Here is a 25,562-nt window from a genome sequence, read left to right on the forward strand (position 1 = left end):
CTACCTGTATTCCTTTTTACTTTTCTAATTCGCCGCGCTGGAATTCGCCAGCTGCTTTAACGAAACCTGCAAACAATGGGTGACCATCGCGAGGTGTTGAAGTGAACTCTGGGTGGAACTGAGCAGCAACAAACCATGGGTGGTTCGGGTTCTCAATAACTTCAACCAGTTTCTTGTCCGCAGATAGGCCCGATACTTTTAGGCCCGCTTTTTCGATTTGTGGACGAAGATTGTTGTTCACTTCGTAACGGTGACGGTGACGTTCATGGATCGTCGCGCTACCGTATAATTCGTAAGCTTTCGTCCCTTTCGCTAGGTGACAAAGCTGTGAACCAAGACGCATTGTGCCGCCTAGGTCAGATTTTTCAGTACGCTCTTCAACTTTACCTTCGCCGTCAATCCACTCAGTGATTAGGCCAACAACAGGGTATTTAGTTTCTTTGCAGAATTCAGAAGAGTGTGCACCTTCCATTTTCGCAACGTTACGAGCGTACTCAATAAGAGCAACTTGCATACCTAGACAGATACCTAAGTAAGGTACTTTGTTTTCACGAGCGTATTGAGCAGCAAGGATCTTACCTTCAACACCACGGTCGCCAAAGCCACCAGGAACTAGGATTGCATCTAGGTCTTGTAGAATTTCTGTGCCTTTAGATTCAACATCTTGTGAATCTACATATTTAATTGTGACACTTAGGCGATTTTTCAAGCCTGCGTGTTTCAGCGCTTCATTTACTGATTTGTATGCGTCAGGCAGTTCAATGTACTTACCAACCATACCAATCGTCACTTCACCCGTTGGGTTAGCTTCTTCGTAAATTACTTGTTCCCACTCAGACAGATCAGCTTCTGGTGCATTGATACCGAAACGCGTACATACAAGATCATCAATGCCTTGAGCACGGATTAATTGTGGGATCTTGTAGATTGAATCTACGTCTTTCATAGAGATAACTGCTTTTTCTTGTACATTACAGAAAAGAGCAATTTTCTTACGTTCGTTTGCTGGGATAACACGATCTGAACGACAAACTAGGATGTCAGGCTGGATACCGATAGACAGCAGCTCTTTTACAGAGTGTTGCGTTGGCTTAGTTTTCACTTCGCCCGCAGCTGCTAGGTATGGCACTAGAGTAAGGTGCATGAACATTGCGCGTTCACGGCCTAGTTCTACTGCTAGCTGACGAATCGCTTCCATGAATGGTAGAGATTCAATATCACCTACAGTACCACCAACTTCAACAAGCGCGATATCGTGGCCTTTAGCACCAGAGATTACGCGTTCTTTGATAGAGTTAGTGATGTGAGGGATAACCTGGATTGTTGCACCTAGGTAGTCACCACGACGTTCATTACGTAGAACGTCAGCATAAACACGACCTGCTGTGAAGTTGTTACGCTTAGTCATCTTGGTGCGAATGAATCGCTCATAGTGACCAAGGTCAAGGTCTGTTTCAGCGCCATCTTCCGTAACGAACACTTCACCGTGTTGAGTCGGGCTCATAGTGCCTGGATCAACGTTGATGTAAGGGTCAAGCTTCATCATAGTCACTTTAAGACCACGAGCTTCTAAAATAGCCGCAAGAGATGCTGCTGCAATACCTTTACCTAGAGAGGATACAACCCCGCCAGTAACAAAAATGTAATTTGTCGTCATGTTTAACCTGAAATTGGTTGAATGAGGGAAATGGATTACTTCTGGACGGGATGAAAATATACCAGAAGCCCCTTATCGCCACAACGTGAAATCTATCACACTGCAATTTTTTATTTTTTGCTTCAAATCAATTCATGATAAAAGCTTTGATGATCTTTTCTCCGCCACTTTGACTTCATCCCACATGGAATCAAGCTGTTGTAGAGAAAAGTCGGTCAAAATTTTATCTTGCTGACGAACTTTTTGTTCCACACCTTTAAAGCGGCGTGAAAATTTCAGATTGGCTTTATTGAGAGCCGTTTCTGGATTTTTACCTAAATGTCGCACTAAATTGACGGTAGCAAACAATAAATCACCCAGTTCTTCTTCAACTAAATCTTCGTTTGGCGTTACTTGAAGCGCTTCTTCTAACACCTCATCAACTTCCTCTAAAACCTTATCTGCGACTGGGCCAATAGAGTCCCAATCAAAGCCAAATTTCGCGACTTGCTTTTGAATTTTTGTAGCACGCGAAAGTGCAGGTAGAGAGTTTGGTATTGAGTCTAGAATACTTTCCTGAGTTTTTCCTGCCTGTGCTTTTTCTTTGGCTTTTTCAGCTTCCCAGTTGGCATTAATTTCTTCATCACTGGCAAATTCTGTATCAGAAAATACATGAGGATGACGGCGAGTCAGCTTCTCATTAATTCCGTCGACCACATCAGAGAACTCAAACAAGCCCTGCTCTTTTGCTAGCTGGCTATAGAAGATCACCTGAAACAACAGGTCGCCCAACTCTTCTTGTAGATTCGGCCAGTCTTTATTGTGAATCGCATCCACCACTTCGTAGGTCTCTTCGATAGTATGCGGCACAATTGTTTCAAAATTTTGTTTCAAATCCCAAGGACAGCCACCTTCAGGATCGCGCAGCTTAGCCATAATCTGTTCAAGTTGTTCAATCGGGTGATTCATCGTTTTCTTCCTATTCACTGTCTTTGATTTTTAAATTTAAACTTCACTAAAACTAAAAAAGGTGAGCAGCCAAAACCACTCACCTTTCTATTTTTCCAGTCATCCTCAAGAGCGAAGAATGAGCGAGTTGGGGATCTCAAATCGCTTGGCGAGATTCCCTATCACGTTCGTCCCTCACTGTAGGGAATGACGACTATCTTTGTTTTACTAAGTAATTGGTTCTTCTAACAAGGCAACAAACTTACGAGACTTCTGAGCATAGCTTGCCTATGTGATGAAGCGAGTATAGTGCAGTTAACACGGTTAGAAAGCCAAGTACGACGTAAAAACTAGCCTAGTCTTTTGACGCTCATTACATCTTTGATTTGTTCTACTCTGCTTGTTACGCGACTCAGAATCTCAATATTGGTCACTTCCAAATCGAAATCCATCACTGACAGCTGACGTTTATAGTCAATACGGCTCTTCATTGTCGTCACACTGACTTTTTCGTTCAAGAACAAGGATGTGATGTCTTTCAACAAGCCGGTACGTTCTAGCGCCTCTACACGCAGCGTTAAGATATACGAGCCTACGAAACCATCGCCCCACACAGTATCGATGATACGTTCGGGAGCATGCAGGTTAAGCTCACTCAACTGTTCGCAATCGCTGCGGTGTACTGAGATACCACGCCCTTGAGTAATGTAACCTTTGATCACATCGCCAGGGATAGGCTGACAACAACGAGCCAAATGGGTCATTAGGTTATCAACACCTTCAACAACGACGGCATCCTTTTTCGGACGACTTTGATGCGCTGGCTTATTGTCAGATTCAAGCAACTTCTCGAGCGCTTTCTTATCTTCTTCTTCCGCCGTTGGCTTGTTGACCAAAGCATTGATGTGATTAACGACTTGGTTGATACGTAAATCGCCGCTACCAATACCCGCATACAATTCATCTGGAGTGTTGACGTTGAATCGTTTCAGCGCGTATTGCTCGGCATCTTTCAGTGTTGCGCCGACTCTGCCTAGCTCGACTTCTAAGATATCTCGTCCAGCTTCGAGGTTTTTCTCACGACTCTGAGCACGGAACCAAGCGTTAATTTTTGCACGAGCTCGACTTGAATGAACAAAACCTGTGGTCGGGTTTAGCCAATCACGTGATGGATTCGGTTCTTTTTGAGTGATGATCTCAACTTGATCACCCATCGCCAACTTATGAGTAAACGGAACGATTCGACCTGCCACTTTGGCACCGATACAACGGTGTCCAACCATCGAGTGGATGTGGTAAGCAAAATCCAACGGTGTTGCACCCATTGGTAAATCGACCACATCACCGCGTGGTGTAAAGGCATAGACACGATCATCAAAGACTTGGCTACGTACTTCATCCAGCATTTCGCCAGAATCCGACATCTCTTCTTGCCAGTCGATAAGCTTACGCAACCAGGTGATTTTCTCATCGTAGCCACTGCGTACGCCGCTAGATGCACCTTCTTTGTATTTCCAGTGCGCAGCAACGCCCAATTCAGAATCTTCATGCATCTGCTTGGTTCGAATCTGAATTTCAATGGTCTTGCCTTCAGGGCCAAGAACTACGGTATGAATCGACTGATAACCATTTGGCTTAGGATTCGCCACGTAGTCATCAAATTCACTGGGTAGATGTTTGTATTTGGTGTGAACCACACCTAATCCGGCATAACAGTCTTGCAGCTGGTCTGCGATAATACGCACCGCACGCACGTCAAAAAGCTCATCAAACTCTAAGCCTTTTTTCTGCATTTTGCGCCAGATACTGTAGATGTGTTTTGGTCGACCGCTGACTTCAGCATTGATGCTTGAACGGTTCATTTCTGACGTGAGATCGTCAACAAAGTCGGTGATGTATTGTTCGCGCACGATACGTCGCTCAGACAGCTGTTTAGCAATCTGCTTATAGGTATCGGGTTGTTGGTAGCGGAAAGCGTAATCTTCAATTTCCCACTTTAGCTGACCAATACCGAGACGGTTTGCAAGAGGCGCATAGATGTTGGCACACTCTTTTGCTGCCGCACGGCGCACAGCATCAGGGGCCTTTTTTACTTCTATTAGGTTACAAATTCGCTCTGCTAGTTTGATGACTACGCAGCGGAAATCATCCACCATTGCCAATAGCATTCGTCGAACATTATCGACTTGACCCGAGGCTGCACTGCCTTCAAGGGTCACATTTAGCTGGCCCAAAGCCGCCATTTCTTCCACGCCATCAATCAGCTTTACGGTCTCCTTTCCGTAACTTTCTTCAAACGCTTCACGCTCAAAAACACCGCTTGATACGACTGGGAAGAGTTGTGCCGCCACTAAAGTAGCGCGATCCATCGACAAGGTGACCAAGATTTCGATCATCTCGCGACCACGCCAAAGCAAAAGTTCACCTTGCTCGTGATCTTTTAATAGCTCTTCACAGTGACGATAAACTTTGGTCAGTTTATTCGAGGTTTTTGCGTCTTGATTCAGTGACGCAATCCAATTATCTAGCTCAAACTGTTCGCTTGGGTTTAAATGTGCGCTTCGTACCGCAACCATCATGCCTTCCTAGTTATTATGTTTTATACCCAATTCAATATGACTAACTGGTTCCAAGTTAGTTCGACTCATATTGATATCGGTGCAGGCAGTCCCGCACCTTTGTAATACATTTTTAAGCCTTATTTAAGGACTTCTAAGCCTTGATAAAGAGAGCCATCGATTCGAGATGACTGGTATGAGGGAACATGTCCAACATGCCTAGCTTAGCCAATTGGTAGCCTTGTTTTTTCAAGCTCTCTGAATCTCTAGCTAGAGTAGCAGGATTACACGAAACATAAACCACACGCTTCGCTCCTAACCCTGAAATTTGATCAACGATCCCACTCGCTCCTGCACGTGCTGGATCAAGTAAGATTTTATCAAATCTTTCTTTTGCCCAAGGTTGTGAAGACAGTTCTTCTTCAAGGTTCGCTTGGTAGAATTCTGTATTACTTAATTGATTCAGAGCTGCGTTAGACGTTGCCTGCTGAACCATTTCATCGACACCTTCAACACCCACCACAAACGCAGATTGTTGTGCGATAGGTAGACTGAAGTTTCCTAAGCCACAAAACAGGTCGAGCACTCGCTCATCAGCTTGAGGCTCTAACCATTCAATCGCTTGAGCTACCATCTGTTGATTGACCTTTTGATTCACTTGAATGAAGTGGTTTGGTTCAAAAGGTAACGTTACGCCAGTTTCGTTATAGCTTGGCGTATCACCCACCAAACGAATCAACTTGTCTGTTTCTGGCATAGAATACAGCGTAGCGCCTTCTGCCTGAGCCAGCTCAATCAAAGATTGCTCATCTTTTTCAACCAAAGGCTTAAGGTGGCGTAGCACCATGACTGGACCAGTATCCCCGATCACTAATTCAACGTGTCCTAAAGAAGTAAGGTTGCTGAAAGTATTCAGTAAACTTTTCAGCTTTGGCAGCAAGGCATTGAGGCGAGGGTCAAGCACCGCACAATCGGTAATATTTTCAATCTGCTTGCTTTGCTTTTTACGGAAACCAAACTGAAGTTTCTGTGTTTTCTTATCAACAAACAAGCTGATGCGCGCACGGCGGCGATAACCTGTGTCATCACCAATAATCGGTTCAACAACGTCTGTTTTATCCGTTTGATATTGGCTCATCAAGTGGTTCAAAGACTGCGCTTTATGTTCTACCTGAGAAGAGTAGCCAAGGTGCTGGAGATGACAACCACCGCACTGATTAAAATGTTTACAGAAAGGCTTCAAACGCAGTTCGCTTGGCTCCAGTAATTTAATCAGTTTTGCTCGCGCAAATTTACTCTTACTCTCGATGAGCTGAATTACAACCTGCTCACCCGGCAATGCACCATCAATGAAAACGGGCTTATTTTTCTGATAAGCAATACCTGCCCCATTGTGATCCATTCGTTCAACCAAAACCGATTGGTGCTTGGTCTCGAATTGAGTTTTCTTTTTTGATTGAAAAAAACGTGCCATTGCTTGTGCCTAATGTATCTTTTAATAAGTAATTTGTATCCAGGACTCACTATTATGTCTTGGAATCATTGTCGAACGTCACGGCTTTGATTAAGCTTACCGTTCACTTAACCGCCATTGTGCGCGTTATTTTCCCATATCCAGACCTCGATGTAATTAAAGAACATGACCAGATATGGCTTAAGAGCCCGTGTAATTACCTTAACTCTAGCTCCAACCCTAATTATTGGGCTGCTATTGAGTGCATTTTTCTCATTTAACCGCTATCAAGACCTTGAGGGTCAGGTGGTTAACACTGGTACTAGCATTATAGAACCGCTTGCGATTGCGAGCGCATCTGGCATGCAACTCGAAAGTCGAGAGTCTGTTCGCCAACTCATCAGCTATGCACATCGAAAAAACTCTAACCTTGTGCGCAGTATCGCGGTGTTTGATGAACGCCATGAGTTGTTCGTAACCTCAAACTTCCACCCCGACTTTGAAAGCCTCACTTATCCCAAAGATAAGCCGATACCGCATTTGAGCTCGTCGAACCTGCTCGATAACACGCTGATTCTCAGGACGCCCATCATCGCTGAGGGGCAATACATCAACTCAGCCAACGGGCAATCACAAGCGAACCAAGCGATTGGCTATATCGCGATTGAACTCGACTTATCTTCATTACGATTACAGCAGTATCAAGAGGTGTTCTCTGCTTTCTTGGTGTTGATTCTGGGACTTGGTTTATCGGGCGTGTTTGCGTTCCGCTTAATGCACGATGTAACTCAACCGATCACGCACATGAAAAACATGGTTGACCGGATTCGACGAGGTCATCTCGATGTACGTATCGAAGGCAAGATGCATGGTGAGCTAGATTCACTGAAAAACGGTATCAACGCGATGGCGGTATCGCTATCAGAATATCACGTCGAGATGCAGCACAGCATCGACCAAGCAACGTCTGATCTGCGTGAAACCCTAGAGCAATTAGAGATTCAAAACGTTGAGTTAGACATTGCGAAAAAACGCGCTCAAGAAGCAGCTCGTGTTAAGTCTGAGTTCTTGGCTAACATGTCTCACGAATTGAGAACACCGCTCAACGGTGTGATTGGCTTTACTCGTCAGATGCTTAAAACCCACTTATCGACCAGCCAAACAGACTACTTGCAGACCATTGAGCGCTCTGCCAACAACCTACTAAGCATCATCAACGATATTCTCGATTTCTCGAAGTTGGAAGCTGGTAAATTAGCGCTCGAGAACATCCCATTTGAATTCCAAGCCAGCCTTGAAGAGGTTGTGAACCTTCAAGCGACCAATGCTCATGAGAAAGGCCTAGAGCTGACGCTTAAAATTGATCCGAAAGTGCCACCAGGCGTGGTTGGTGATCCGCTGCGTATTCAACAGATCCTAACCAACCTTGTTGGTAACTCAATCAAGTTTACCGAACGTGGCAACATTGACATCAGTGTTGAACTTCGTTCTCAGACCGAAGACAACATCGAGCTTCAATTCATGGTTCGAGACACCGGTATAGGTATCTCGGAGCGTCAACAAGCTCAGCTATTCCAAGCCTTCAGCCAAGCGGATGCGAGTATCTCTCGTCGTTATGGTGGTACCGGCCTTGGTCTCGTTATCACACAGAAATTGGTAAGCCAGATGGGCGGTGAGATCAGCCTAACCAGTCGCCTGCACCAAGGCTCAACCTTCTGGTTTACTTTAAGATTATCAACGACTGATATGCCAATGACCGAGCTTATCGAAACTCAATGTCTACAAGACAAACAGTTGTTGTTGATCGAGCCAAACATGCAAGCCGCCTCGATTACTCAGCAGATCTTGACCCAAGAAGGGCTGGTCGTCACTTACCGTTCGGTGATGCCTGACGAAAGCACCTCTTATGACTACGTATTGCTAAACCTTGCCGCGAACCAAGAATACCAACTTGATACCGTCAGTGGCTGGGCAATTGGTGCGAAGAAAATTGCTCAGAACGTCATTATTGGTACTCCAAGTACCGAACTTGCATTAGGCGAGCAATTGATGAAAGAGGTCGATGTTCAATGCATTACCAAGCCTCTCTCTCGTAAGAAGCTGCTGCAAACTCTGATCTCTAATCAAGCACCAACCTTGATTGCTCCAGCGATTGAAACGCACTCAGAAGAGAAACTACCGTTAACAGTACTGGCGGTAGACGATAACCCAGCCAACCTTAAGTTGATTACTGCGTTATTGAAAGAGCGTGTGGAAACCGTGATCAGCTGTACTAACGGTCAACAGGCAATCGACAAAGCGACCACCACACCGTTTGATATCATCTTCATGGATATCCAAATGCCACAAATGGATGGCGTGACCGCTTGTCAGCACATTAAGAAACTCGCTAACAATGCCAATACACCGATTATCGCGGTAACCGCGCACGCCATGACGGGTGAGCGAGATCGATTGCTCGCTGCGGGTATGGATGACTACCTGACCAAGCCTATCGAAGAGCATGTATTACAGCAGGTTCTACTCCACTGGAGTCCGGCTTCAGAGGTTGAGCATATCGATAAGATAGACCCTGAACATCCAGCCGTCGCAGTTGAGATCGATAGTAGTCAGCCACAAGAAACAGAAGCGAACGTGCACAAAAACATCATCATTGATTGGCAAGCCGCAATGAAGCAGGCCGCTAACAAAGAGGATCTTGCACGCGATATGCTGCGAATGTTAGTGGACTTTATTCCTGAGGTTTATGAAGCCGCAGAGAAAGCGATAGAAGACAACGACTTCCCAGTTGAAGAACTGATACATATCATCCACAAAATGCACGGCAGCAGCTCATACAGCGGCGTACCAAGGCTAAAATCGGTATGTGCAACGATAGAGAAAGAGTTGCGCTCAGGCACTTCCATTGAGGCGATTGAGCCAGAGCTGTTTGAATTGCAGGATGAATTAGACAAGGTTCAGGCAACAGCGATCCATTACTTGCAGCCGATTAACAGTTAAAAGTTGGCAGTTGGCAGTTGGCAGTTGGCAGGAAACTGTAACGCGTTCAGATAATAAAAAAGCAGAGCCATGAGCTCTGCTTTTTTTTACTGGAATATTTGGTCAGTGTTAATCGATTCGTTCAGTACCTAAACACATTCGTAACTAAACATGCTCGTAGTCTAAACACATGGCTCAATTCAAAGCTCACGACTCAAGTAATACCGTCGCCACCGCGTAGTGGCGCTCATCGGAAATCGTCAGATGAATCGACTTTGTTCCATTCGCCAATGCGATTTCCTGAGCTTTTTTATGCAAGTTCAAAACTGGCTTGCCATGCTCATCGTTCGATATTTCAAAATCGTGAAAGGTAACACCAAGCGCGATACCAGTACCGAGCGCTTTCGATGCCGCTTCTTTAGCCGCAAAACGCTTCGCAAGGTAACGCCCTTTTTGCTTAAGCTGCTGGAATACTTCAAATTCAGAATCCGTCAAAATACGTTTAGCGAAAGCCTCACCACTTCGTGACAGTGCTCTTTCTACACGTTCTATTTCTGCGATATCTGTACCTAATCCAACAACAGCCATGTTTACCTTACTATCAAACTTCGATTTATTGATTCTATTGGTTTTTGATTAACCACTTAACACTTAACACTTAACACTTAACACTTAACAAGCTAGGCGTTGTTACGCGCTGTTTCCATGATTGCTTTCATGTCTGCAACGGCTTTGTTCAAGCCATCAAACACTGCGCGTCCCATGATAGAGTGACCGATGTTCAACTCGTAGATCTCTGGAAGTGCCGCAATAGGTGCTACGTTGTGGTAAGTCAGGCCATGACCCGCATTCACTGTAATACCTAAGTCATCTGCGTAGCTTGCGCCTGCAGCAATCTTTTTAAGCTCATCTTGCTGATCTTCTTCTGTTTTCGCATCAGCGTAATGACCAGTGTGAAGCTCAATAAACGGTGCACCACATGCTTTTGCTGCATCGATTTGCTCACGATCTGCATCGATAAATAGAGAGACCTTAATACCTGCAGCCGACAGTTTTTCCGTCGCCGCTTTGATCTTCTCTAGTTGACCGACAACATCCAAGCCACCTTCAGTCGTTAGCTCTTCACGTTTTTCTGGAACCAAGCAAACGAACTCAGGATTGGTATCAAGTGCGATTTGAACCATCTCGTCCGTCACGGCCATCTCAAGATTCATGCGAGTTTGAATTGTCTCAGCAAGAATGCGTACATCACGGTCAACGATATGACGGCGATCTTCGCGTAGGTGAATTGTGATGCCGTCAGCACCAGCACGTTCAGCAATTTCAGCTGCGTGTACTGGGTCTGGATATTTAGTACCACGTGCATTACGTAGTGTTGCAATATGGTCGATATTAACGCCTAAAAGGATTGAGCTCATTTTCCAATACTCCGTGCTCTAGAGAGGGCTATTGTTGGCATAAATAGCTCTCTACTTTTTAATGGTTTGCCGCCAAGATACGGCTTTAAGGCTATGCGTGTAAAGCGTTTTGCCGCTTTTAACTGCTCTTTAGTGATAAACCTACGTTCACTGATTGCGATAAGTTCATCGCCCATAAAAGTTAGGTTATCTCGACGCACTGATGCGATAAAACCTTTCTGCTCTCGATAACGATAAGTCATGCTCGGATCAATCGGCTCACCGGTACCCGCACAGTGTAAAAAGTCGACGCCATACCCCATAGCGGAAAGTAGAGCCAATTCAAAACGACGTAGCGCTGGCTCAGGATTCTCATTATGAGCGAGTTCTGTTAAGGCATGAAGATAGTCGTGAAAAAATGCGGGCATAGCCACTTCGGCCATCAACACTCGCCCAACTAACTCATTGACGTACATTGCTGAGTACAGATTGATACCGGCAAGAGGAAGCCCCAAGCTGATTGGTTCAGCTTGGCGCAACGTTTTCATTGAACCATTGCCGGACCACTTAAGCAGCAGAGGCGTAAAAGGTTGCAATGCACCTTTCAAATTAGAACGCTTACTCCGCGCACCTTTAGACATCAACGTCACCCGACCGTACTCTTCACTGAAGACGTCCAGAATCAGGCTCGACTCACTGTATGGTCGACGGTGCAACACAAAGCATCGCTGTAACCCTTCGCTCAATAACTTACCCTTCTTACAGATACAAAAAGAGAGAGTTCGCACTCTCTCTTGTATTTATATTCAATTCAACTTTCTTGATATCAGAAAGTGACGTTCAATATATTATAGATCGTCGATGTAGCCTAACGAGCGAAGTGCACGCTCATCGTCAGCCCAACCAGACTTAACTTTAACCCAAGTCTCTAGGTAAACCTTACGACCGAATAGTTCTTCCATATCGATACGAGCTTCACGACCAATCGTTTTGATCTTCTCGCCCGCTTTACCAATTACCATCTTCTTCTGACCAGTACGTTCAACAAGAATCAAAGCATTGATGTGGAAACCATCGTTATCTGGGTTGTAATCAAAACGCTCGATTTCAACCGTTACTGAGTAAGGTAGCTCTTCGCCTGTGAATCGCATCAGTTTTTCACGGATGATTTCAGAGGCCATAAAGCGCTGTGAACGATCCGTTACGTACTCTTCAGGGAAGTGGTGCGTCGCTTTTGGTAAAGAGTTACGAACGTGCTTACGCAGTACATCGATATTCTTACCTTGCTTCGCCGAGATTGGCACAACATCAAGGAAGTCCATCTTCTTAGACACTTCCATCATGTGTTGCATTACGTCGGTACGATCTTGAACGTTGTCTACCTTGTTAATACAAAGGACAACTGGGAAATCTGTTTTTCTCAGCTTGTTCAGTACCATTTCATCGTCGTCAGTCCAGTGAGTACCGTCCACAAGGAAAAATACTAGGTTCACATCGCTCAGTGAGCTGTTCGCCGCACGGTTCATCAAACGGTTGATTGCACGCTTTTCTTCAATATGAAGTCCAGGAGTATCAACGTAGATCGCTTGGTAATCACCTTCAGTTTCTACGCCCATAATACGGTGACGTGTCGTCTGAGGTTTACGTGATGTGATCGAGATTTTCTGACCCAAAATATGGTTCAGAAGCGTCGATTTACCTACGTTTGGTCGACCCACAATAGCGATGAAGCCACAGTGTTGGTTTTCCGGTAGGCCCGTTTTTTTGCTATCAGATGAAAAGAATGCATCGATATCGAAATCTTGATTGTTATCAGACATTGCTTAGTTGCTCTAATGCTGTTTCAGCAGCCGCTTGTTCTGCCTTGCGGCGGCTAGTGCCTTTACCGATAACAGGTTTATCCACACCTGCCACTTCACACTCAACCGTAAACTCTTGGTTGTGTGCTTCACCTTTAATATTAGTCACTGTGTAGACAGGTAGGGGATTTCTTCGACCTTGTAAAAACTCTTGTAAGCGAGTTTTTGGATCTTTTTGAGATACACCAGGCTGAATAGACTCTAGGCGAGATTGGTACCAGCTTAAAATAATGCGGCGAACAACCTCGGTATCACTATCTAAATAGACAGCACCGATGATCGCTTCTACTGCATCCGCTAGAATAGAATCACGACGGAAACCGCCACTCTTCAACTCACCTGGACCTAATTTTAAGTAATCTCCTAGTTCGAATTCACGACCTAGTTCTGCCAATGTATGACCACGTACTAATGTTGCGCGCATGCGGCTCATATCACCTTCGTTTACCTTAGGAAAACGGTGGTAAAGATCATCAGCGATAACAAAACTTAAAATTGAATCGCCCAGAAACTCAAGACGTTCGTTGTGTTTACCTGCGGCGCTGCGGTGAGTCAGCGCCAGATGGATAAGATCGGCATCATTAAACTGATAGCCAATCTTTCTCTCTAGTTTATCAATTGGAGAATTCATGCTCTCTCGATGTGTTATGTGATCGATTAGTGAATCCCACCGATGCGATTAAAACGCACACCAGTAGGAATCCATGTTGGAAGTACACTGTCTGAACCGCGTTCGAATTCGAAGCTGATCCAAATAGCAACGGCCTTACCAACAAGGTTTGCTTCAGGGACAAAGCCCCAGTAACGGCTGTCAGCACTGTTGTCACGGTTATCACCCATCACAAAGTATTGGCCTTCTGGAACGATCCACTCGTTAACACCATTGCGAGGTTGATATGCTTGCACACGATCACGGCGTAATGGGTTAACTAAAATTTGGTGCTCCACATCACCCAGCTGTTCATTCAGCTGAATCAGAGGTACACCATCTTGAATAAATTGACTTTCTTCAACGTGACTTAGTTTCACTGGTTCACAGCTACTTGTGCCCTTCGCTTGAATGCAGACCTCTTTGCGGCTGCTGTAGCGAATTGTGTCGCCAGGCATACCAACAACACGTTTGATGTAGTCGATATTCGGCTGAGGTGGGTACTTAAATACGATTGAATCACCACGCTCTGGCTTGCCCGTTTCGACCAATTGAGTGCGCCATACCGGGTCTTTTAGACCGTACGCGTACTTCTCTACTAAGATGAAATCACCAACCAAAAGGGTTGGCATCATCGAACCAGATGGGATTTGAAACGGTTCATAAATAAATGAACGCAAAACCAAAACAAATGCAATTACAGGGAAAATGGACACACTGTTCTCAACCCACCAAGGCTGAGCCGTAACTTTTGCGCTGGTTGCAGCGTCTAGGCCATTCGATTGTGCTTCAACGTCAGCCAATTTTTGTTGGCGTTTCTTCGCCCACACAAACTTTTCCAACGCCCATACAATGCCGGTCACTAGAGTTACGATCACTAAAATAAGCGAAAATGTATTAGCCATTGATATCCCTTAAATTTCATTTCTTTAAAAATAACGAAAGTGAAAGAATAGCGAGCTACTCTTCCACTTTCAATTATTCGTTTAATGCTGGATAAAGTTAGTCTTTACCAACATGAAGAATCGCTAAGAATGCTTCTTGAGGCAGTTCAACGTTACCGATCTGCTTCATACGTTTCTTACCTTCTTTTTGTTTCTTAAGAAGTTTCTTCTTACGACTGATATCACCACCGTAACATTTTGCGATTACGTTCTTACGCAGTTGTTTCACTGTAGAACGAGCAATGATGTGGTTACCAATCGCTGCTTGAATCGCGATATCAAACATTTGACGAGGGATGAATTCTTTCATCTTCTCAACCAATAGACGACCACGAGACTGTGCAATGTCTTTGTGCGTAATGATAGCTAGTGCGTCAACCGTTTCGCCATTAAGCAATACGTCTACACGAACCATGTTCGACATTTCAAAACGTTGGAAGTTGTAATCCAGTGACGCATAGCCACGAGATGTTGATTTCAAACGGTCGAAGAAGTCTAGAACCACTTCTGCCATTGGCAGGTCGTAAGTCACAGCTACTTGCTTACCGTGATAAACCATATCAACTTGAACACCACGTTTTTCTACACATAAGGTAATTACGTTACCTAGGTAGTCAGACGGTACAAGGATATTACAACGAGCGATAGGCTCACGAATTTCTTCTACATCATTAGTCGCAGGCAGTTTAGCTGGGCTATCAACATAAAGAATGCTGCCATCCGTTTTTACAACTTCGTACACTACGGTTGGTGCCGTTGTGATTAGGTCTAGGTCGTATTCACGCTCTAAACGCTCTTGAATGATCTCCATGTGAAGCATTCCTAAGAAGCCACAACGGAAACCAAAGCCAAGTGCTGCTGAACTTTCTGGTTCGTAGAACAGTGATGCATCGTTCAGGCTTAGTTTGCCTAGTGCGTCACGGAAGTTTTCGTAGTCATCAGACGATACTGGGAATAGACCTGCGTATACCTGAGGCTTCACTTTTTGGAAACCAGGTAGACGTTCTGTGCTGCCGCCTTTTGCAAGCGTCAACGTATCACCAACAGGTGCGCCAAGGATGTCTTTAATACCACAAACAACCCAACCAACTTCGCCAGTATTTAGCTCAGTTGTGTCGATTTGCTTAGGTGTGAAGATACCTAGACGGTCAACACCCCAAACTTGGTCTGTCGACATTACTCTAATCTTGTCGTTCTTCTTCAGCTTACCGTTCTTGATACGAACCAAAGAAACAACGCCTAAGTAGTTATCGAACCAAGAGTCGATGATCAGCGCTTGTAGTGGCGCTTCTGGATCACCTTCTGGTGGTGGGATAGCCGTTACGATGTTTTCAAGAACGTCATCAACACCGATACCAGTTTTTGCAGAACAACGAGTCGCTTCCATCGCATCGATACCAACGATCTCTTCGATTTCTTCAGCAACACGCTCAGGTTCAGCAGCAGGTAAGTCAATCTTGTTCAAGATTGGCACTACTTCCAGTTCCATTTCGATCGCGGTGTAACAGTTTGCTAGAGTTTGTGCTTCAACACCTTGACCAGCATCCACAACCAATAGCGCGCCTTCACAAGCGGCTAGAGAACGAGATACTTCGTAAGAGAAATCTACGTGTCCTGGAGTGTCGATAAAGTTAAGTTGGTAAGTTTCACCATCTTTCGCTTTGTAATCTAAAGTCACACTCTGCGCTTTAATTGTAATACCACGCTCGCGTTCTATATCCATAGAATCGAGGACTTGAGCTGCCATCTCACGTTCACTTAACCCTCCACAAACTTGGATTAAGCGGTCAGAAAGGGTCGACTTACCGTGGTCGATGTGGGCGATAATCGAAAAATTACGAATGTGCTTCATAGGCTTGGTGTGACTAAACTCTTTGAATAGGGATAATAAGAAAGCCGCGACGCGTCCAATCTACAGTCAGCATTGGTGGCGGCATTTCAATCAAGTTGGCAGATTCTACCCAATTTAAGGGCAAGAAGCATCATAAATTAGACGAGAGGCTCGCCTAGGATTCGAATCAAGACGACTTCTTGCTTGGATTTGTCTTCCATCGGTTTGGCTAACCGCTTCGCTAAGGCAATGCCACCAGCAGTAAACAGCGCAGCACTTAAGATAACAATGCCCTCGCCCCCTTGGAGTAAGGGTTGTAACAAGAGTTGTCCAAAACCAGCACCAATCATCAACATGAAAAGTGGGATGAGGTAAACAATCGCCGCCGACTGAAGTAGGCTTTTTTCGGGAAAGCCAATTTCTACGATTTGTCCTGCTTTAACTAAACTTTTGGTTTTCAGCTGCCAAAACAAAGATTTATTACCGACAGCTTTAGTGACAATACCGGTTCCACAGCTTTTTTGAGAAGAACAGCTACTGCAACTGGTTTGTTGTTCGCAGCTCAGATGAACAAAAAATTGCTTACCTTTTTGTTCGACTGAGCTGACGGTAGCAAGCGCGGTCATCATTGCGCTGCAACCGAATTAGCAAACTTGATCGATTGAGCAATACGCTTAGCGGTTGCTGGCGGAATATCACCCACCACAGAGATCTCGCGGTCTCCATTCACTAAACTGTGTAACGTTCTGCGTCCTTGACGCACCAACTGACCTTTCAATGAATGTTCATCTTTATCGGCAACGTACACCGAGAAACTGAATAATCCATCACTGAACAGTTGGCTCTCAACCATTTTATTGGTTGCCGCCATAGGATAACGACTGAGTTCTTTTGACTTAAAGCCTTCCGGAATCCAAGACACTTCCCAGTTTGTTTCACTCACTAAGCCTTCAGGCAATGACAGTACTTTCGGCAGTTGAGCGCTATTTAAGCCTCCCATCGCCTCTGCAATTTTGTCATTCACCACGTAAGAAATAGTGCGGTACTGTTCTAAGACTTCACCGTCACGATCAAGAAGATCGGCACGTAAAGGAAGATTGGTTTTTTCGTCAACCCATACGACATAAGAATAGCGAAGCCCATCTTTCGGAACCACTCGCAACACTTGTGTGGTACTTCCAGCTTCACGAGCTCGACCAACTTTAACGAAATCGTAGTAGTCGTTGAGCGCGTCAATATCTCGGTTAATCATAGGAATGACAGGTGCAACCATACTGCCAGACTGGATAGTGAATGGTTCTGTACCCGGTTCTATATAGCTAACTTCGTCGCCACGTCGAATGACTTCGCGAACAGGGCCGCTTAAGTAAACAAGGTGTGCTAGTTGTTGGTCGTCGTTAACTGCATGACGATAAAGCAGAGGTTCAATACTGCTCTTCTTTATCAAAATATAGGAGAGTTCGTAATTTAGATGCTGACTGGCCTCGTTCATTTGATGCAATAACGCCTTTGCAGTAATTTCCTCTGCAAAGGCCGTTGGAGACATCAAGCTGAACAGTGTCAGTGCACTGACCAGGATTTTCTTCATTCAATGTCCGATTCTAGATGTGCATCTTGCATTGGCGATGCATCACTGTTTAATCTTAGCTGTAACTCATAATCTTCTAACAGTGCATGAACGCGTTTGCGCTGCTCTTGCAAGTTAGCTTCAGATGCTGGTTTCTCAACAGAGTCACGCGTTAAGCTTACTGGTTCAGCAGAACCCGCAAACGGAATCGTCTGGAGTACAGGCAGCTGTTCTGGTGCTGCTGGGTCACTGCCACCATATTGTTGAACACCTAACACAACAGCTAGAGAAACACAGGCTGCAACGGCAACTTGTCCAAACTGTTGTAACCAAGCAGGAAGCTGGCGCTTCGCTTGTTGAGGTTTCGGTTGTTCTTCAATTGGAGCAACAACAGGTTCTACATTCACTTGGTGCAAGTTCGACATTGAACCGTGTGCTGGCTCGCTTTCAAGCGCAGCGGCAACACTGTTAGCAATGTTCCAACCTTGACTTTCTGGCGCATCCCCACGCATTACATCACCAATTAAATGGTAATTCTGCCAGGTATCCATGCTTTCTTGATCAGACTCCAACTCTGCAATCAGAGCTTTGTCGATCATTTCTCCATCCATGAGTGTCGAAAGCTTTTCTTTATCAGCCATTATTTTCACCATAATTATTACAAGTTCTAGCGTTGTAAAAGAGGTTTAATTTTCTTTTCCACTGCTTCACGAGCTCGGAAAATACGCGAACGTACGGTTCCTACAGGGCAATCCATTACTTCTGCAATCTCTTCGTAGCTCAAACCTTCGAGCTCACGCAGCGTCATTGCAGTTTTTAAGTCTTCTGGTAACGCTTCAATCGCACCAAAAACGACCTGTTTCAATTCTTTGGACAGCGTTAAGTTCTCAGGGTTCGATATTTCTTTTAACGCGCTGCCTGTTTCGTAATATTCTGCATCTTCTGCATCAACATCTGTTGCTGGCGGCCTTCGGCTCTGAGCAACAATATGATTTTTAGCGGTGTTCACGGCAATTCGGTACAACCATGTATAGAAGGCACTTTCGCCACGAAAATTAGGTATCGCGCGGTAAGCTTTAATAAAAGCTTCTTGTGCTACATCAGGTACATCACCAGAATTATTCACGTATCGAGAGATAAGGTTACAAACTTTATTTTGGTACTTAACCACTAGTAAGTTAAATGCCTGCTTATCTCCACTCTGCACTCGCTCAATCAACACTTGATCGGTTAGCTGCTCGTTCATTCGAGCGGGTACTCCTATTGTTATAACCCTTACCTTCGCAGATATGGGTACTAATTATGCGAAATGTAGTATTGACACCACCGTCTACAAGAGCACTATTGTGACTAAGCCAAATACTGAAAGTTCCAACTTTCTTAAAATTATTTGCCATTATTGTTTCACAATGTGATGTAATAAAAATAGCTATCCCTATTAATTTGGGGAAATTTGAGCAAAAGCAATGGTATTGAGCAATTAAATATTTCTAGATAGCTGTCTATATCTTGATTTTGCATAGCGTTTTAGGATGGCACTGCGGGGATTATAACAGTCTTACCCCAACTCCTAAAACAAGACAGAGTCAATTGAGAGTGGACAACTCTACTATAGCCCGGGATTTAATAAGTTTTATGAACGCAAACCGTGAACATCAGTGTGATGTATTAGTGGTAGGAAGTGGTGCGGCAGGCTTGTCATTAGCCTTACGTGTAGCAGAACATGCAAAAGTAATTGTATTAAGCAAAGGACCACGTAGCGAAGGATCGACGTATTACGCACAAGGTGGTATTGCCGCGGTATTCGATGAATCAGACAGTATTGAGTCTCACGTAGAAGATACTCAAATTGCTGGTGCTGGGCTATGTGAAGAAGATACAGTTCAATTCATTGCTGAAAATGCAAAAGAGTGTGTGCAGTGGCTAATTGATGGCGGTGTTCCATTTGATAAAGATGAGAACAGCACCGAAGGTCAACCTAAATATCACCTCACTCGTGAAGGTGGACACAGCCACCGCCGAATTTTGCACGCTGCCGATGCAACTGGCATGGCGATGCAAACCTCACTACAAGACAACGTCAATAATCACCCCAACATCGAGATCTTCGAACGCCACAATGCGCTTGATTTGATCACAGAAGATAAAGTCGGTGGTTCGAAAGACAAGGTTATCGGTGCCTACATCTGGAACCGTAACCAAGAACACGTAGAAACCGTGCGTGCTAAGTTTGTGGTACTAGCAACTGGCGGCGCTTCCAAGGTTTACCAATACACTTCGAACCCTGATGTCTCTTCAGGTGATGGTATTGCTATTGCTTGGCGTGCAGGTTGTCGTGTCGCAAATCTCGAATTCAACCAATTCCACCCAACATGCCTATTCCACCCAGAAGCGCGTAACTTCCTTTTGACGGAAGCATTACGTGGCGAAGGCGCATATTTACGTCGCCCTGATGGTTCAAGATTCATGAAGGACTTTGACGAGCGTGGTGAACTGGCTCCTCGTGATGTGGTTGCTCGTGCGATTGACTTCGAAATGAAGCGTTTAGGCGCAGACTGTATGTATGTAGACATCAGCCACAAGCCTGAAGAATTCATCACCGCGCATTTCCCAATGATCCACACGCGTTTGATGGATTTGGGTATCGACATGACCAAAGAGCCGATCCCTATCGTACCGGCTGCCCACTACACTTGTGGTGGTGTAATGGTGAATAAGCAAGGTCAAACCGACTTAACTAACTTATATGCGATTGGCGAAGTGAGCTACACCGGCTTACACGGTGCAAACCGTATGGCTTCAAACTCATTGCTTGAGTGTGTGGTATACGCATGGGCAGCAGCGAAAGATATTGTTGAGAACATCGACCAATCTCAACTGTGTGCTGAACTGCCTGCATGGGATGAAAGCCAAGTCACCAACAGTGATGAAGAGGTGATCATTCAGCACAACTGGCACGAGCTAAGACTGTTCATGTGGGATTACATGGGGATTGTTCGAACGGATAAACGTCTAGAACGTGCAATGCGCCGTATTCAGATGCTGCAGCAAGAAACTCATGAGTACTACAGCTACTTTAAGGTTTCGAACAACCTGCTTGAACTGCGTAACTTATTGCAAGTGGCTGAACTGATGGTGCGTTGTGCGATGCAACGTAAAGAGAGCCGAGGTCTGCACTATACGTTGGATTACCCAGAGCTTGCAGAAGACAGCGGCCCAACTATTCTCACACCAGAGAGAAACCAATCATAACCATTGGTTAAAAGTTGTTAGCGACTTAATGCGTTAACCAAAAACAATCAAATGAAAGGGAGCCAAGTGCTCTCTTTTCTTTTATCTACGCTTTCTTTTATTTGATGCTCTAGTTTATCTCGCGGGCTCGTTGTAGGTTGGCGAGAAAATGTCGATACTCACGTTCATCACAACTATCTCGCCATAACAGGACTGAATGTCCACATTCAAAACTCAGCTTAACGAAAAATTGCGCCCAAACCTTATCGACGGTCTTGAGAACATAACTTTGGTCATTCAATCTAACTTCCCCATCAAGCTTGTAATCGAAACGACCTTGAGCCGCATTAACCACAACCGTATCGGTTTTGAATAAAGAGATCATGAGATGCAAACAGTAGAGACTGGCAACAAGGGAGATGGAAGAGAATACGATGAAAAACAAAAGGCACCCAAAAATAGTGCCTTTTGCAAATAATGCGGAATATGAAGGGTTAAGCTGAAGCCTAACGAACCTTGCTGAGGTTATGTGCGACAATTTTATCAACCATTGATGCATGACCTAGGTTTTCACTGCGCCCGTGTCCCATCACCCAAGTAAACAGATCTGGGTCATCACACTCTAATAGAGAAACAAACTCGCGCTGTTCCTGCTCTTGCAATGAATCAAAACACTCTTCAAAAAATGGCATGATGACTACATCAAGTTCTAACATGCCGCGACGGCAACCCCATTTAATTCGTGCTTTCTGCTCTGCAGTGTACATTGGCTATCCTCACCTATAATTTTTCTTTCTCGGAGTGTAACAAGTCATACGCTCTGCAACTACTATGTGAGTCACAGTCCCTATCTAAGCTCACAAAAAAACCTAGGCTGACAAAGAAACAGAACCGGATTAACATAGAGCCAAATAAAATTCTTAGGAAAGATAAAATGGATTGGAAAAACACATTTCAGCCGCTCGCTCATACGCAAAATGAATCGCTTCCAGAACTGATGATGACACACGTGTCTGATTGGAGCGCAATTACCATGATAGGCGATGACAAAAAGTCGTACCTACAAGGTCAAGTTACGTGCGATGTCGTCACTCTTCCTAATGATGAATCTACATTAGGTGCGCATTGTGATGCGAAAGGAAAGGTATGGAGTATCTTCCGCCTATTCCACCACAATGGCGGCTACGCACTCATGCAGCCTAAATCGGCAATTGAAGTCGAGTTAGTTGAAATCAAGAAGTACGCGGTGTTCTCTAAGGTTGATATAGAGCAAACATCTGACGTTGTTATCGGTGTCATGGGCGCGTCTGCGGATCAATACATTGATTCTATTTCAGAAAGCCAAGGTAACGTACGTGTTATCTCTGGTGGCACAGCGGTTCAAGTCTCTGACAACCGTTGGGCTCTGCTTGTTACGCAAGAAGCAGCCGAAGCCTTGGTATCAAGCAGCACTGCAGAAAAAGTATCGGAAGCGCTTTGGCAGTATCATGAAATTCTTGATGCTCAGCCGAACCTATCGAAAGCAGAGCAAAACGAACACATTCCTCAAGCACTTAACCTGCAAGCAATTGGCGGTATCAGCTTTTCAAAAGGCTGCTATACAGGTCAAGAAACGGTTGCTCGAGCTAAGTACCGTGGCATGAACAAGCGTGAAATGCGCATTGTTTCGGGAACGACTTCAGATGTACTGTCTCTTGAGAATGCGATTGAACTAGAACGCAGCGTGGGTGAGAACTGGCGTGGTGCAGGCCGATTATTAAACGTCTATCAATATGCTGATAACCAAGCGATTGGTTTGATGGTATTGCCAAACAACCTTGATGACGACGTTCAGCTTCGATTGACTGCGCAGCCTGATCAAGTGTGGAACATTCTGCCACTGCCTTACAGCCTTGACGAAAAGTAACCACGTGGAAACACTGATTACACAATGGTTGGATCAACAGCAGGTGGACTATCGCCTGCTGATGCAAAGTAAACCAACCACCAGCATCGAAGAGACAGCGCAAGAACGAGGCATCGATGCCTCTCAAATGGTCAAGTGTATCCTGCTCAAGGATATGGGAAACCAGTATGCGTTAGCTTGTATTGCAGGTGATCGCTCTGTCGACCCTAAGAAAGTACGCTCGGTACTGAATTGCCGCCGAATGACCTGCGTATCATTAAAAGATGTTGAATCCATCACTGGCTTTAAAGCTGGGTGTGTTGGGCCGCTTGCTCTGAAGAGACACATGCCGATCATTTTTGATCCTTCTCTGCAGAACAACGCCTTCGTGACGATCAGCTCTGGCGATCGAATGGCTGGCGTCGCACTGGATCTCGATGATCTTATGGCTTTGTGTGCCCCTATCGTCGCAGAGATCAGTCGATGATCGACTCTAAGGCGTAATTGATCGCAAACCTCAGTTAAAGTTTTCATTAAATACATATTTTGTGTGAAGTTCGTCATAAGAAAAACACATTAATAGTAAATATTTAATCAAATTAAAAGCATAAGTAGTCACAAGGTTAAATCTGCGTTATTGTTAATTTACTGACTAGCCTTTAGGTAAATCAGTACAAGTGAATCCACTGAGTAACATCAGTATCCACTTTTGTGTAATGCATCTGTGACTATTCGCCCGTTTTAGACGGGCTTTTTTTATGTCTAAAATTTACAATTTGATTACACAAATAAAAAAATCCCGCCTATTCTTATACTTGTAACATCTCTACTGCTTAATACCGAACAGGAAAGTTCACGGCAGTTTCCCTACTCACTATTATTTTGAGGAGAAGCTCACGTAAAAATAGATATTTACTACAGGAAGTGCTTAGAACAGCACAAATATCTAATAAACGTCAACTCTGCTGCATATTAATCCACGCTTATCACAATTATTATCACGGATTTTTTCTATAATATGCAGGCTAGGTAAATATAAGGATAATTAAGAATGAGACTGTTTAAGCGCTATACACCGGGTATGATTGCTAAACATGTAAGTCGACTTTTCAAAGGACGAATCTACATTTACGGCGTCGGCAAATTTGAGTTTGATAATGGCAAGCTCGTATTACCGGAGCGAGCAGAGAAACGTCATTTTCAAACCGTGAAAGAGATCAACAGTGAAATCATGAAGCTGCGTTGTGCATACGCCTGATCTGATTATCTAAAGAATTCTAAATAAAAAGGGTTGGCATATTAATGCCAACCCTTTTTTAGTACTTATGATTCTGAAAACTGTTCTGCCGCGAGTAATTCATAATGAATGCTCAACAACTTAACCATTAAATCCCTATCGGTGAGTCACAGGGCGTTTTGCTAAGTCAGGAAGGTTTCCTGATAGGCCAAGTGCTCTTTTCATGATTTCATCTTTCGCGCCAGGCAGTTGACCCGCAAGCTTCATACCGATGCCACGAATCAGCTTCTTAGCTGGATTATCGCCTTCAAACAGATCTTTAAAGCCCTGCATAGACGCAATCATCTTAGCTGCCTCAGCTTTTCTCCAGCGCTCATAGCCACGAAGGTTACGCTTAGTACCAATATCCTCGCCAGCAGCCCACAGCGTTAGCAGCTCTTGCGCTAAGCTTGCAGCATCTAATAGCCCTAGGTTGACACCCTGCCCCGCTAACGGGTGAATCGTATGAGCAGCATCACCAACTAAAGCTACACGCTCTACCGCGAAATCGCGCGCGTATCGCATGCGCAGCGGGAAGGCAAAACGCTCACCAACCACTTCGCACAATCCAAGCTTGGTATCAAATTCAGCTGTCAGCTGTTTATTGAAATCAGCGTCCGACATGGATACAAGCTTCTCGGCACGATTTGGTTCCGTAGACCAAACGATAGAGCTCATATTCGTTGGCTGCATTGGCAAGAACGCCAACGGCCCTTGCGGTGTGAATATTTGACGAGCAACACTGTGGTGAGGCTCTGTTGTTTTAATGTTCGCGACAATCGCACTGTGGCCATAATCCCAATGTGTCAGCGGGATATCTTGTTGTTTGCGAACCCAAGAGTTTGCACCGTCAGCGCCAACAACTAACTTAGCGGTCAGCGCTTGGCCATTGTCTAACGTTAACCATGCTTCACTTTCACCAATCGCCATCGTTTTGCACGTAGCTGGCATGTATAGGCTGACATTATCTTGCTTCTTAACCTGATCAAGCAGCGCTAATTGAATTACGCGGTTCTCTACAATATGTCCTAGGTTAGGCTGTGCCAAACGCGTCGAGTCAAACTCAATGCGAGCAAAGCTGTCTTGTTCCCACACTTCCATCGCTTGATAGGGCGCTGCACGTCTTTGTTCGATGCCTTGCCATGCGCCTAGATTACGCAGAATAACCTCACTCGAACGGCTCAGGGCCGACACTCGAACATCAGGTAATTCACTAAGCCCTTCACTGGGTGCTTTGCCTTCAATCACCGCAACTCTTAAGTCACTGTCTTTCAATGCGGCCGCAAGCGCTAGGCCAACCATGCCACCACCCACAATGGCGATATCAACACTTTGCATCATTATTTTTT

Annotated in this window: 23 protein-coding genes; 5 read left to right on the top strand and 18 right to left on the bottom strand. The window is 44.8% G+C overall.

Annotated elements, in window-relative coordinates; translation table 11 throughout:
• Positions 1–16 precede the first annotated feature (16 nt).
• The 4 genes from pyrG to rlmD all read right to left on the bottom strand — a co-directional run bounded on the left by pyrG (position 17) and on the right by rlmD (position 6,616).
• Positions 17–1,657, bottom strand: coding sequence for a CTP synthase (pyrG, locus tag QUF19_RS14480; RefSeq protein ID WP_017108150.1), 1,641 nt, complete (start codon positions 1,655–1,657; stop codon positions 17–19).
• 132 nt (positions 1,658–1,789) lie between these two features.
• Positions 1,790–2,605, bottom strand: coding sequence for a nucleoside triphosphate pyrophosphohydrolase (gene mazG / locus QUF19_RS14485; protein WP_004735391.1), 816 nt, complete (start codon positions 2,603–2,605; stop codon positions 1,790–1,792).
• A 329-nt stretch (positions 2,606–2,934) separates the two neighbouring features.
• Positions 2,935–5,160: a GTP diphosphokinase gene (relA, locus tag QUF19_RS14490; RefSeq protein WP_029223233.1), complete on the bottom strand. Its 2,226-nt coding sequence runs from the start codon at positions 5,158–5,160 to the stop codon at positions 2,935–2,937.
• A gap of 136 nt (positions 5,161–5,296) precedes the next feature.
• A complete protein-coding gene (gene rlmD, locus QUF19_RS14495; RefSeq protein ID WP_286294748.1) occupies positions 5,297–6,616 on the bottom strand; it encodes a 23S rRNA (uracil(1939)-C(5))-methyltransferase RlmD in 1,320 nt (439 codons plus the stop codon).
• 165 nt (positions 6,617–6,781) lie between these two features.
• Between rlmD and barA the strand changes: the two genes are divergently transcribed.
• Positions 6,782–9,595 carry a two-component sensor histidine kinase BarA gene (barA, locus tag QUF19_RS14500; protein WP_286294749.1) on the top strand — a complete coding sequence of 938 codons (2,814 nt, stop codon included), beginning with the start codon at positions 6,782–6,784 and terminating at the stop codon, positions 9,593–9,595.
• A 186-nt stretch (positions 9,596–9,781) separates the two neighbouring features.
• On the opposite strand, the gene acpS is transcribed toward barA, so the two are convergent.
• From acpS to rpoE, 11 genes are all read right to left on the bottom strand, one after another.
• Positions 9,782–10,162, bottom strand: a complete 381-nt coding sequence (gene acpS / locus QUF19_RS14505; RefSeq protein ID WP_286294750.1) for a holo-ACP synthase — start codon at positions 10,160–10,162, stop codon at positions 9,782–9,784.
• Between the two features lie 92 nt (positions 10,163–10,254).
• A complete protein-coding gene (gene pdxJ / locus QUF19_RS14510; RefSeq protein WP_017108145.1) occupies positions 10,255–10,992 on the bottom strand; it encodes a pyridoxine 5'-phosphate synthase in 738 nt (245 codons plus the stop codon).
• On the bottom strand, positions 10,989–11,717 hold the full coding sequence (recO, locus tag QUF19_RS14515) for a DNA repair protein RecO (RefSeq protein WP_017108686.1): 729 nt from the start codon (positions 11,715–11,717) through the stop codon (positions 10,989–10,991). The genes pdxJ and recO overlap by 4 nt, the downstream gene beginning before the upstream one ends.
• Positions 11,718–11,819: 102 nt before the next feature.
• Entirely contained in the window at positions 11,820–12,791 is a 972-nt protein-coding gene (gene era / locus QUF19_RS14520) for a GTPase Era (protein ID WP_004735384.1), read from the bottom strand.
• On the bottom strand, positions 12,784–13,461 hold the full coding sequence (rnc, locus tag QUF19_RS14525; protein ID WP_004735383.1) for a ribonuclease III: 678 nt from the start codon (positions 13,459–13,461) through the stop codon (positions 12,784–12,786). The genes era and rnc overlap by 8 nt, the downstream gene beginning before the upstream one ends.
• 26 nt (positions 13,462–13,487) lie before the next feature.
• On the bottom strand, positions 13,488–14,384 hold the full coding sequence (lepB, locus tag QUF19_RS14530) for a signal peptidase I (RefSeq protein WP_102353386.1): 897 nt from the start codon (positions 14,382–14,384) through the stop codon (positions 13,488–13,490).
• Positions 14,385–14,481: 97 nt separating this feature from the next.
• A complete protein-coding gene (gene lepA, locus QUF19_RS14535) occupies positions 14,482–16,275 on the bottom strand; it encodes a translation elongation factor 4 (RefSeq protein ID WP_286294751.1) in 1,794 nt (597 codons plus the stop codon).
• A 137-nt stretch (positions 16,276–16,412) separates the two neighbouring features.
• A complete protein-coding gene (locus QUF19_RS14540; RefSeq protein WP_017108684.1) occupies positions 16,413–16,883 on the bottom strand; it encodes a SoxR reducing system RseC family protein in 471 nt (156 codons plus the stop codon).
• Entirely contained in the window at positions 16,880–17,842 is a 963-nt protein-coding gene (rseB, locus tag QUF19_RS14545) for a sigma-E factor regulatory protein RseB (protein ID WP_286294753.1), read from the bottom strand. The genes QUF19_RS14540 and rseB overlap by 4 nt, the downstream gene beginning before the upstream one ends.
• Positions 17,839–18,462 (bottom strand): sigma-E factor negative regulatory protein, encoded by a 624-nt coding sequence (locus QUF19_RS14550; RefSeq protein WP_029223232.1) that lies wholly within the window; start codon positions 18,460–18,462, stop codon positions 17,839–17,841. The genes rseB and QUF19_RS14550 overlap by 4 nt, the downstream gene beginning before the upstream one ends.
• A 26-nt stretch (positions 18,463–18,488) precedes the next feature.
• On the bottom strand, positions 18,489–19,067 hold the full coding sequence (gene rpoE, locus QUF19_RS14555; protein ID WP_008223963.1) for an RNA polymerase sigma factor RpoE: 579 nt from the start codon (positions 19,065–19,067) through the stop codon (positions 18,489–18,491).
• A gap of 389 nt (positions 19,068–19,456) precedes the next feature.
• Between rpoE and nadB the strand changes: the two genes are divergently transcribed.
• On the top strand, positions 19,457–21,073 hold the full coding sequence (gene nadB / locus QUF19_RS14560) for an L-aspartate oxidase (RefSeq protein WP_017108682.1): 1,617 nt from the start codon (positions 19,457–19,459) through the stop codon (positions 21,071–21,073).
• A 109-nt stretch (positions 21,074–21,182) separates the two neighbouring features.
• Here the strand turns inward: nadB and QUF19_RS26450 are convergent, their stop codons facing one another.
• Positions 21,183–21,611, bottom strand: coding sequence for a protein YgfX (locus QUF19_RS26450; protein ID WP_353505916.1), 429 nt, complete (start codon positions 21,609–21,611; stop codon positions 21,183–21,185).
• Positions 21,559–21,819 carry an FAD assembly factor SdhE gene (locus QUF19_RS14570; RefSeq protein ID WP_004735374.1) on the bottom strand — a complete coding sequence of 87 codons (261 nt, stop codon included), beginning with the start codon at positions 21,817–21,819 and terminating at the stop codon, positions 21,559–21,561. The genes QUF19_RS26450 and QUF19_RS14570 overlap by 53 nt, the downstream gene beginning before the upstream one ends.
• Positions 21,820–21,986: 167 nt before the next feature.
• Between QUF19_RS14570 and ygfZ the strand changes: the two genes are divergently transcribed.
• From ygfZ to QUF19_RS14585, 3 genes are all read left to right on the top strand, one after another.
• Positions 21,987–22,958 (top strand): tRNA-modifying protein YgfZ, encoded by a 972-nt coding sequence (gene ygfZ / locus QUF19_RS14575; RefSeq protein ID WP_286294761.1) that lies wholly within the window; start codon positions 21,987–21,989, stop codon positions 22,956–22,958.
• Positions 22,959–22,962: 4 nt separating this feature from the next.
• The gene (locus QUF19_RS14580) at positions 22,963–23,424 is read left to right on the top strand and encodes an aminoacyl-tRNA deacylase (RefSeq protein ID WP_286294762.1); all 462 of its coding nucleotides are present in this window, start codon (positions 22,963–22,965) and stop codon (positions 23,422–23,424) included.
• Between the two features lie 564 nt (positions 23,425–23,988).
• Positions 23,989–24,195, top strand: coding sequence for a DUF1107 domain-containing protein (locus QUF19_RS14585; protein ID WP_017108134.1), 207 nt, complete (start codon positions 23,989–23,991; stop codon positions 24,193–24,195).
• A 135-nt stretch (positions 24,196–24,330) separates the two neighbouring features.
• On the opposite strand, the gene QUF19_RS14590 is transcribed toward QUF19_RS14585, so the two are convergent.
• Positions 24,331–25,554: an FAD-dependent 2-octaprenylphenol hydroxylase gene (locus tag QUF19_RS14590; protein ID WP_017077791.1), complete on the bottom strand. Its 1,224-nt coding sequence runs from the start codon at positions 25,552–25,554 to the stop codon at positions 24,331–24,333.
• Positions 25,555–25,562 lie beyond the last annotated feature (8 nt).

The sequence above is a fragment of the Vibrio sp. FE10 genome, assembly GCF_030297155.1.
Taxonomy (GTDB): Bacteria; Pseudomonadota; Gammaproteobacteria; order Enterobacterales; family Vibrionaceae; genus Vibrio; species Vibrio apostichopi.

Excerpts from the sequence above, each read along its gene's own strand:
- pyrG (WP_017108150.1), bottom strand. The coding sequence starts at position 1,657 with ATGACGACAAATTACATTTTTGTTACTGGCGGGGTTGTATCCTCTCTA.
- mazG (WP_004735391.1), bottom strand. The coding sequence starts at position 2,605 with ATGAATCACCCGATTGAACAACTTGAACAGATTATGGCTAAGCTGCGC.
- relA (WP_029223233.1), bottom strand. The coding sequence starts at position 5,160 with ATGGTTGCGGTACGAAGCGCACATTTAAACCCAAGCGAACAGTTTGAG.
- rlmD (WP_286294748.1), bottom strand. The coding sequence starts at position 6,616 with ATGGCACGTTTTTTTCAATCAAAAAAGAAAACTCAATTCGAGACCAAG.
- barA (WP_286294749.1), top strand. The coding sequence starts at position 6,782 with ATGACCAGATATGGCTTAAGAGCCCGTGTAATTACCTTAACTCTAGCT.
- acpS (WP_286294750.1), bottom strand. The coding sequence starts at position 10,162 with ATGGCTGTTGTTGGATTAGGTACAGATATCGCAGAAATAGAACGTGTA.
- pdxJ (WP_017108145.1), bottom strand. The coding sequence starts at position 10,992 with ATGAGCTCAATCCTTTTAGGCGTTAATATCGACCATATTGCAACACTA.
- era (WP_004735384.1), bottom strand. The coding sequence starts at position 12,791 with ATGTCTGATAACAATCAAGATTTCGATATCGATGCATTCTTTTCATCT.
- rnc (WP_004735383.1), bottom strand. The coding sequence starts at position 13,461 with ATGAATTCTCCAATTGATAAACTAGAGAGAAAGATTGGCTATCAGTTT.
- lepB (WP_102353386.1), bottom strand. The coding sequence starts at position 14,384 with ATGGCTAATACATTTTCGCTTATTTTAGTGATCGTAACTCTAGTGACC.
- lepA (WP_286294751.1), bottom strand. The coding sequence starts at position 16,275 with ATGAAGCACATTCGTAATTTTTCGATTATCGCCCACATCGACCACGGT.
- QUF19_RS14540 (WP_017108684.1), bottom strand. The coding sequence starts at position 16,883 with ATGATGACCGCGCTTGCTACCGTCAGCTCAGTCGAACAAAAAGGTAAG.
- rseB (WP_286294753.1), bottom strand. The coding sequence starts at position 17,842 with ATGAAGAAAATCCTGGTCAGTGCACTGACACTGTTCAGCTTGATGTCT.
- QUF19_RS14550 (WP_029223232.1), bottom strand. The coding sequence starts at position 18,462 with ATGGCTGATAAAGAAAAGCTTTCGACACTCATGGATGGAGAAATGATC.
- rpoE (WP_008223963.1), bottom strand. The coding sequence starts at position 19,067 with ATGAACGAGCAGCTAACCGATCAAGTGTTGATTGAGCGAGTGCAGAGT.
- nadB (WP_017108682.1), top strand. The coding sequence starts at position 19,457 with ATGAACGCAAACCGTGAACATCAGTGTGATGTATTAGTGGTAGGAAGT.
- QUF19_RS26450 (WP_353505916.1), bottom strand. The coding sequence starts at position 21,611 with ATGCATCAATGGTTGATAAAATTGTCGCACATAACCTCAGCAAGGTTC.
- QUF19_RS14570 (WP_004735374.1), bottom strand. The coding sequence starts at position 21,819 with ATGTACACTGCAGAGCAGAAAGCACGAATTAAATGGGGTTGCCGTCGC.
- ygfZ (WP_286294761.1), top strand. The coding sequence starts at position 21,987 with ATGGATTGGAAAAACACATTTCAGCCGCTCGCTCATACGCAAAATGAA.
- QUF19_RS14585 (WP_017108134.1), top strand. The coding sequence starts at position 23,989 with ATGAGACTGTTTAAGCGCTATACACCGGGTATGATTGCTAAACATGTA.
- QUF19_RS14590 (WP_017077791.1), bottom strand. The coding sequence starts at position 25,554 with ATGATGCAAAGTGTTGATATCGCCATTGTGGGTGGTGGCATGGTTGGC.